Source organism: Clostridium tarantellae (assembly GCF_009295725.1).
Classification (GTDB): domain Bacteria; phylum Bacillota; class Clostridia; order Clostridiales; family Clostridiaceae; genus Sarcina; species Sarcina tarantellae.
The window spans coordinates 1-7,237 of the sequence record NZ_WHJC01000173.1 but is presented as its reverse complement, the minus strand read 5'-3'; the positions used below and the strand labels follow the sequence as shown (position 1 = coordinate 7,237).

Here is a 7,237-nt window from a genome sequence, read left to right as displayed (position 1 = left end):
ATTTAAACTAATGTTCATATTTAATAATAAAAAATCCTCCTATTATAGAACAGTTTTATTATTTTAACTGTCTACTATAATGGAAGGATATTATATTTAGTTCACTTTTAATTGGTAACATTTTAAGCTTGTTTATTATTTTTATAATTTAACTTTGTAACTAAAAAAATTATTGTAGTAGGTACTATATTTATTAACAAAATCAATTTTGTATTAAAAGGAGAGTTTGTTATTAAGTTATATATATAGGGCAAAATTGTTAATAAAAAGTATAAACTAGCCATAACTATTATATCTTTAAATTTATTTTCTATTTTAGAATAATATTTTGAAATAAAAAATGTAGATATTACAGCTATAAACATAACTGCAAAAGCTCCTATATCACTTATTGAATATGCAATATTGATTCCTCTTATTAATGCCAATACTATACCTGATAAAGAAAATAATATGATACAAACTATTGACGAAATAAATTCATTCTTGTTATTTTCAATAAATTTTATATTTTTCTCTTTAGATGGTTTTGCTAATAGATATGAAAATAATAATGTTTGAATAATAATTTCTGGTGCAATTTTTAAATGAAATTCTAATGGCAAATTAGTATATATTATCCCTTCTATTGAAAATGGTGCTGGTGCTGGTGTATTTATTATTCCTATTACACTTAATATAGTCCATAGTTTTAGCCACCCATATTTTTTACCCATAAAAATATCTTTGAATAACAATAATACTATTCCAAATACTATTCCACGGATAACCTGTACCAAAGGTCCTAATAAAGTGCTTGAATCTCCAAATTCTTTCATAAATCCATTTACTCCATTTATATTAAACAAACTATTATAACTAAATATGGTAGAAAATATTATTCCACATAAAATATAAGTTAAAATATGAATTATTGTTGTTTTTAATATAAACCTTAGATTATTATGCATGTGTCCTCCTATAACTACTATTTTTCACAATTAATATTAAAACTTTAAAACATTATATTTAATTTAAAGTTTATAAAGGATATGTGAATTATTTTAGAATATTACAGAATTATTTTTGAGTTTTAAAATTAATAATTCAAGTAATAGACATTAATTTTTCACATATCCTTTTATTAAAATCAGTATAAACTTTAAAAAAATTTTTAATTTCTAAAAAGAATAATTTTTAATTAAATTATCTAAATATTATTAAAATTTGATCTGTATCTGTTCTTTTTAAAACTTTATAGCCTTGCTTAGAATCAGATTTTGTAGCAATTCCATAATTATTTGGTACACAAAAACCACCAGGTACACAACTTCCATCATCTCTTACTTTAATTTGTCCAATAAGTCCTACAGCTACCCATTCTTTTCTAGAAGAACGAGGGATATATTCTTTACTTGAGTCATAGGATGGATTTAAAATTGGATTTAATTGTAAATATTCATTAGTTAGCATATTGTTATCATCATCAAAAGTAGCAGGTATTAAATTTTCTGTAAATTGAATTTTTCCCCATTTATCCTGTAAGAATTTATTTTTCCAATCTAGTTCTGCATTATTACCTAAAACAGAAGGTCTTCCAGAGGATACTCCTAAAATGTAATCATCAAAAGAATTAGCAATTCTAATTTTATCATTTTCTAAGGCTATAAAATAACCAGGTTCTATGGTATTCCCACTAATGGTTTCAAATAACTCAGCATAGTCAGCACCAGTTGTATTATAAACTCCATTATTTAAAAACATATTATTAGAAGGCCCATCTATTCTAGCGGCTAAGGAAAGATTATTATCATTAGTTCCGTGAGCTAAACAGAAGGAGTATGGACCTTTGGTTTCTCCAAATTTACCAATTATAAATGAACCTTCATGTAAAGCTTTAGTGCTTAATCCTTCTGCATGAGAATTTTCAGCATTAGCTTCTGATTTATTACCTGCTGCATGGGAATTATTTCCCTGTGCTTTAGTTTCTAAACCTTCTGTATGAGCATTGGGTCCACTAGCTTCAGTAGAGCTACCTTCTGCATGAGAGGCAAGTCCAGAAGCGGTGTTTCTACTGCCTTCCACATGAGCCATATTACCAGATGCTGTATTTTCAGACCCTTCAGCATGAGAAAATTGACCAGAGGATGTATTTTTAGAACCCTGTGCATGAGAACCTTCACCAGAAGCTGTATTACTAGTACCTTCAGCGTGAGAATTTTCGCCATTAGCTTGACATCTAGAACCTTCCGCATGAGAATTATTACCACCAGCTCTAGTATCAAAACCTTCAGCATGAGCACTAGTTCCAGTAGCTTGAGAAGAATGACCTTCCGCATGAGTTTCTGTGTTAGTTGCCTGTGTCAATTTGCCTTCGGCATGAGAATTACTACCAGTAGCTTGGGTTTGTTCACCTTCACTATGAGAATTAGCACCATTTGCTCTAGTACTTAAACCTTCCGAATGAGAGTCTTTTCCACCAGCTGTATTAGATTCCCCTTCCGCATGAGAGTTATTACCAGAAGCTGTATTTCTAAAACCTTCCGCATGAGAACCTGAACCAGAAGCTGTAGTGTTAGCACCTTCTGCATGAGAATCAGCACTACTAGCTCTAGTATCTGAACCTTCAGCATGAGCACTACTAGCAGTAGCTTGAGTATTGCGACCTTCTGCATGAGAATTAAGAGCAGTAGCTTGAGTTCTTTCACCTTCACTATGAGAATTAGCACCGTTAGCTTGAGTAGATTTTCCTTCACTGTGAGCATTAACTCCTCTAGCAGTAGTGGATTCACCTTCCGAATGAGATCCAACTCCTGTAGCATTTGTTTGTACACCTTCACTATGAGAATTAGTACCATTAGCTTGAGTAGATTTTCCTTCACTGTGAGCATTAATTCCTCTAGCAGTTGTAGATTCACCTTCCGCATGAGAGTTTCTGCCAGCAGCTTCAGTGTTTAGTCCTTGAGAGTGAGAGTTTGGTTGTGTGGCTTTAGTGGATTGACCTTCAGCGTGAGAATTTAGACCAATAGATTCAGTAAACTCACCTTCAGCATGAGAAGAGTTACCGTTAGCTTTAGTATTATTACCTTCAGCATGAGAATTGATTCCTAGAGATTCTGTAAATTGACCTTCCGCATGAGAGGTATTACCTATAGCTTTTGTAAAAGTTCCTTCCGCATGAGAACCAATTCCTTTAGCTTCAGTAGATTGTCCTTCAACATGAGAAGCTTTACCATTAGCTTTTGTTTGTTCACCTTCAGCATGTGAATAATCTCCAAAAGTTGTAGATTTAAAGCCTTCAACATGTGAACCAGGAGCAAAAGCTTTTGTAGATACTCCTTCAGAGTGAGAATTAATTCCAGAAGCTTCAGTTGAGTTACCTTCAGCATGACAGGTATCTCTTTTAGCAATAGTTTTAAACCCCTCTGCATGAGAAGATATTCCAGAAGCTTCAGTTTGAAGTCCTTCAACATGAGAGTTATTACCAGAAGCTGTATTTTGAGAACCTTCTGCATGAGAAGCAATACCAGAAGCAATATTTCTATCACCTTCTACATGAGATATAATACCAGAAGAAACAGTGGTGAAACCTTCAGCGTGAGAATTTTTTCCAGTAGCTTGTGTTAGTTCGCCTTCAGCATGTGAATTCATACCTATGGCTCTTGTATTAAGCCCTTCAGCATGAGAATTTTGTCCATTGCTTTCTGCCCCATTACCTTCAGCATGAGCACTATTACCAGTAGCTTTAGTTTGGAAACCTTCAGTATGAGAATTTTCACCAGATGCTATGGATGAAAGACCTTCGGCATGACTTTCAGTATTTGTAGCTTGTGTTAATTTACCTTCAGCATGAGAATTATTACCTATAGCTTGTGTAGATTCACCTTCTGCATGAGTATTAGTTCTTCTAGCTATAGTTCTAAAACCTTCAGCATGAGCATTTTCACCATCAGCTCTAGTTTGTTTTCCTTCAGTATGAGCATTATCTCCATTAGCAATTGTTACTAAACCTTCAGCGTGAGAGTTTGCGCCATTAGCTTGACTTTTATTTCCTTCAGCATGTGAATTATCATCATTAGCTTGAGTTTCAGAGCCTTCCGCATGAGAATTAGCACTTTTAGCTATGGTTTTAAATCCTTGAGTATGAGAGTTATTACCTATAGCTTGTGTAGATTCACCTTCCCCATGAGCGTTTTCACCATTAGCTTTGGTTTCTAAACCTTCAGCGTGAGAATTATTACCGTTTGATTTAGTATTAAAACCTTCAGCATGAGATACAGCCCCTTTAGCTTCACTTCCATGACCTTCAGCATGGGAGTCTTCACCAGTAGCTTTAGTTAAATGACCTTGGGCATGAGAATTATTAGCCCTAGCTAGGGTTTCTAAACCTTCAGCGTGGGAATTTAGCCCTTCAGATCTAGTTTGTCTACCTTCAGCATGGGAGTTGCTACCTTTTGTTACAGTTTGAAATCCTTCAGTATGAGAATTTGCACCATCAGCTTGAGTTTGATTCCCTTCTGCATGGGAACCTTCAGCAGAAGCTATAGTTGTAAGTCCTTCTGCATGAGAGCCTATACCTTCAGCTTTGGTTTGTCTACCTTCAGTATGAGAGTGTTGACCTTTAGCTTCAGTTTGATTCCCTTCCGCATGAGAATTTAATCCTTCAGCTAAATTTACAGAACCCTCAGAGTGAGAATTTACACCTTGGGATTTGTTATTGGAACCTTCAGTATGGGAGTGTGTACCTGAAGCTATGTTATTACTGCCTTCAGCATGAGAATTTCTTCCTGAAGCTGTATTGCTATTACCTTCCGCATGAGCATTTTCACCCGAAGCTATATTTTCATTACCTTCTGTATGAGAATTTTGTCCATCAGCTTTAGTTTTTCTACCTTCCGCATGAGAGTTATCACCATTAGCAATGGTTTCTAAGCCTTCAGAGTGAGAATTATTACCATTAGCTTTAGTTAAATGACCTTGGGCATGAGAATTAATCCCTTTAGCTATATTTTCATTACCTTCTGCATGGGAATTTTGTCCTTCAGCTTTAGTTTTTCTACCTTCCGCATGAGAATTTAATCCTTGGGCTATAGTTTGTGTGCCTTCCGCATGAGAGTTATCACCATTAGCAATGGTTTCTAAACCTTCAGAATGTGAACCTCCACCATTAGCCTGTGTTTTATTACCTTCAGTATGAGCATCATCCCCGTTAGCTTTAGTTTCAAATCCTTCCGCATGGGAAGTCGTACCTCTTGCTTCACTATTTAACCCTTCAGCGTGAGAGTTATCACCAATAGCTTTACTTAAAGTACCTTCTGTATGGGAATTAACTCCTTCAGCAGTGGTTTGAAAACCTTCAGCATGGGAACTAAGGGCTTTAGCTTGGGTTTCATTTCCTTCACTATGAGAGAAGTTTCCTGAAGCTATAGTACATCCACCTTCTGCATGAGATGAATCTCCAATTGCTTTACTACAAATGCCTTCAGCATGAGAGTTTTTGCCATTGGCTTCAGTATTAGTACCTTCTGCATGAGTATTAATATTATTTGCTTCAGTTAATTCACCTTCAGCATGAGAGTTTAAACCATTAGCAATAGATTTAAACCCTTCAGCATGAGAAGAACACCCTATAGCTTGAGTGTTTGAACCTTCAGCATGAGCATTTTCACCTAAAGTAGTTGAGAGACATCCTTCAGTATGAGAGCAATCTCCAATAGCTTTAGAAGAGCATCCTTCTGCATGAGAACAATCTCCAAAAGCTTTTGAAGAACATCCTTCCGCATGGGAGCAAGTTCCTATGGAATCATTAAGGCAAGGATTTTCTTTTTCATCCCATAATTTTTTTTCAGATTCATTAGAATGGTTAAAAGTTTTATTACAATCAATAGCAAATATTATATCTCCAAATTTCTTATTATTATCTGATAAAGAATAATAGATAGTATTATTAAATAATATTATTGAATCAGCTATATAATCTTTACCATCAGGCTTTTCACAATCACAAGTACAAGGGCAATTAGGATCACAAGTATTACATTTACAACTTATATAATGTATCTCACATTTTGTATAGCTTAAATTATTTATTTTAAAAAGTGAGCAATTAATATTAAAACAAATACCAGAAGAATTAATAATACTTCTGGTTGCTATATAAAATTCATTGTTAAAAAATAGAATAGATTTAATTTCACTTAATATATTAGAAGAATTATTTTCTAAAGGTATATTACTCCAACCATTAATTCCTTCTCCATTATATACCCAAATTTGAGCTCCAAAAATAGAACTTGTACCTATTATTAAAGATTCTTTATTATTATTTAATGATTTAAAAACATTAAAGGAACTTATTAATTGATTTACATATATAGTTTTATTATTTATATTTCTTTTTACACCAAATCCAGATGTATTTATTTGAATCCAAGAACCTATGTTACCAGTTTTATTTTCCCAAATTTCTATTCCATTAAGAAGATAGGAATTTTCATTATTAAAACTTCCTTGAAGAGTATTAGTAGCAGCATAAAGTCTATTATTTGCTACAGTCATAAAAGCTATGTCTTTATTTTTCTTTATATTTCCAAAGGATTCTGGTGCAGCTAACTCCCATATCATTTCAGAATGTTCTAAATTTGTAGATTTAACAATTTTAAAACTTTCATTTGTATAGGTAATGCCATATATATTTTTATTAAATAAAGCTAAAGGTTTAACTAATAGAATTCTATTATTCTCTTTATTTTTACAAGTAACCTTAATCCATGCAGTAAGCCAATTAGTACATTTTTTTATTTTCCATAATTCTAAATTACTATAAAAATATAGATAATCTCCTAATACAGTGAAGTTTATATTACCAGTTAGCTCTACAGGCAAGAATATTTTTTGCCATACCTTTAGTGCAGGAGAAATTAGCTTAAAAAGTCCATGTTTATTATATGCATAAATATCATTGTTAAACTCCAGTAATTTAGAGCCATTTAAACTACTTTTAAAATCTAAAAAACCAACTTCACTTACTTGAATACAGTAATCACAAGTTTCTTTTTTGGAATTTTCATTATTAAGCCTATCCATTAAATTATCCTCCCATTTATATTAAGTTATTTATAAAAACTAGAGAAAAATTTAATAATACTATGTTTAATTATTTTTTATTAAAACAAATTTTTATAGTGATATGTAAAAGATATAATTAAATAACAAGTTATCACCAAAATAAAAGGGTATTAAATTTAACACATAAAAC

Annotated in this window: 2 protein-coding genes; both read right to left on the bottom strand. The window is 32.5% G+C overall.

Going from position 1 to position 7,237, the window contains the following annotated elements; all coding sequences use genetic code 11:
* Positions 1 to 122: 122 nt before the first annotated feature.
* Positions 123 to 950 (bottom strand): hypothetical protein, encoded by an 828-nt coding sequence (locus tag GBZ86_RS10715; RefSeq protein ID WP_152890525.1) that lies wholly within the window; start codon positions 948 to 950, stop codon positions 123 to 125.
* Positions 951 to 1,185: 235 nt separating this feature from the next.
* On the bottom strand, positions 1,186 to 7,065 hold the full coding sequence (locus GBZ86_RS10710; protein ID WP_152890523.1) for a peptidase G2 autoproteolytic cleavage domain-containing protein: 5,880 nt from the start codon (positions 7,063 to 7,065) through the stop codon (positions 1,186 to 1,188).
* Positions 7,066 to 7,237 lie beyond the last annotated feature (172 nt).

Excerpts from the sequence above, each read along its gene's own strand:
- GBZ86_RS10710 (WP_152890523.1), bottom strand. The coding sequence starts at position 7,065 with ATGGATAGGCTTAATAATGAAAATTCCAAAAAAGAAACTTGTGATTAC.
- GBZ86_RS10715 (WP_152890525.1), bottom strand. The coding sequence starts at position 950 with ATGCATAATAATCTAAGGTTTATATTAAAAACAACAATAATTCATATT.